Origin of the sequence: Streptomyces phytophilus, from assembly GCF_013870535.1 — a bacterium.
Classification (GTDB): Bacteria; Actinomycetota; Actinomycetes; order Streptomycetales; family Streptomycetaceae; genus Streptomyces; species Streptomyces phytophilus.
The window spans coordinates 1-1900 of the sequence record NZ_JACBXC010001164.1; the positions used below are offsets into that span (position 1 = coordinate 1).

The window sequence follows — 1900 nt, forward strand, 5'->3', positions numbered from 1 at the left end:
GAGCAGCGACTCGTCGAGCATGGCGGCGGGGGCCTAGGCGGGGCGGCGGGCTTCGTCCACGAGCAGGACGGGGATCTCGTCGCGTACGGGGTAGACGAGGCCGCAGGTGTCGGAGGTGCACTGCAGCTCGGGCTCGCCGGGGGCGTCGGAGGCGCCGTCGCCGGCCGCGCCGTCCTTGCTCGCGCGCAGCGGGGCGTGGCACGCCGGGCAGGCGAGGATCTCCAGGAGGCTGGCTTCGACGGGCATGTACGTCCCCTTCGGCTGGCTGCGGCGGCGCTGGGCTCGGCTGTGCGTACGAGCGGCAGCCGCCAGCCTACCGCCGGGCGCACGGGCCCGCCCGCGCGCCCGGTGGCCCTCTCCTGCGGTGCCGGCCGGCTCAGCCCCGTACCAGCGCCAGTGCCTCGTCCCGTACCCGCGCCATCGTGTCCGCGTCGCCCGCCTCCACATTCAGCCGCAGCAGCGGCTCCGTGTTGGACGGGCGCAGGTTGAACCACCAGCCGTCGCCGGTGATGGTCAGCCCGTCCAGCTCGTCGATCGCGACGCCCTCGCGCCCGGTGTACGCGGCCTTGACCGCCGCGAGCCGCCCGGCCTGGTCCTCGACGGTGCTGTTGATCTCGCCGGAGGCCGCGTACCGGTTGTAGGCGGCGACGAGCTGCGACAGCGGGCCCTCCTGGCCGCCGAGGGCGGCGAGGACGTGGAGGGCGGCGAGCATGCCGGTGTCGGCGTTCCAGAAGTCGCGGAAGTAGTAGTGCGCGGAGTGCTCGCCGCCGAAGATGGCGCCGGTCCTGGCCATCTCCTCCTTGATGAAGGAGTGGCCGACGCGGGTGCGTACGGGTGTGCCGCCGTGCTCCTTGACGACCTCGGGCACGGACCAGGACGTGATCAGGTTGTGGATGATCGTGCCGCCGCCGTTGCGCTCCAGCTCGCGGGCGGCGACCAGGGCCGTGATCGCGGACGGCGGGACCGGGTCGCCGTTCTCGTCGACGACGAAGCAGCGGTCGGCGTCGCCGTCGAAGGCGAGGCCGGCGTCGGCGCCGGTCCTGCGGACCTCGGCCTGGAGGTCGGTGATGTTCTTCGGATCGAGCGGGTTGGCCTCGTGGTTGGGGAAGGTGCCGTCCAGCTCGAAGTACATGGGGACGACGTCGACCGGCAGCGGTTCGAAGACGCTCGGCACGGTGTGCCCCGCCATGCCGTTGCCGGCGTCGACGACGACCTTCAGCGGCCGCACGGCGCTCAGGTCGACCAGGGAGCGCAGGTGGGCCGCGTAGTCGGCGAGGAGGTCGGTCTCGGTGACGGTGCCGGGCTTCGCGACGGGCTCGGGCGGGCCCTCGGCCTGCCACCGCTCGACCTGGGCGCGGATCTCGGCGAGGCCGGTGTCCTGGCCGACGGGGGCGGCGCCGGCGCGGCACATCTTGATGCCGTTGTACCGCGCGGGGTTGTGGCTGGCGGTGAACATGGCACCGGGCAGGCCGAGATGGCCGCTGGCGAAGTAGAGCTGGTCGGTGGAGCACAGGCCGATGAGGACGGCGTCCGCGCCGCGGGCGACGGCGCCGCGCGCGAACGCGGCGGCCAGCGCGGGCGACGAGGGGCGCATGTCGTGGCCGACGACGATCTTGTCGGCGCCGGTGGTCTCGGTGAAGGCGGCGCCGAAGAGCTCGACGAGCGGCTCGTCGAGCTGCTCGGGGAAGACGCCGCGCACGTCGTACGCCTTCACGATCGTCGAGAGATCGGTCACGGTTTACCGCCCTTCGCACGCTGCTGAGGCTTGCACAGTACGCGATGGGGCGGACACACGCCGTCCGGGGTTGGGCCGACGGGAGGCGGTGCGGGACGGTGCGGGAGGGCTCCGGCGGGATGCCGGCGGCCAGGGGCCGGGTCAGCCTTCCGGGGAGCGGAGCAC

Annotated in this window: 2 protein-coding genes; both read right to left on the bottom strand. The window is 73.6% G+C overall.

The window, feature by feature from the left end; translation table 11 throughout:
• Positions 1–33: 33 nt before the first annotated feature.
• Complete coding sequence (locus tag H5J30_RS30280) at positions 34–246, bottom strand: Trm112 family protein (RefSeq protein WP_181790606.1); 213 nt, start codon at positions 244–246, stop codon at positions 34–36.
• A 130-nt stretch (positions 247–376) separates the two neighbouring features.
• Positions 377–1735: a phosphomannomutase/phosphoglucomutase gene (locus H5J30_RS30285; protein ID WP_181790608.1), complete on the bottom strand. Its 1359-nt coding sequence runs from the start codon at positions 1733–1735 to the stop codon at positions 377–379.
• Positions 1736–1900: the final 165 nt, after the last annotated feature.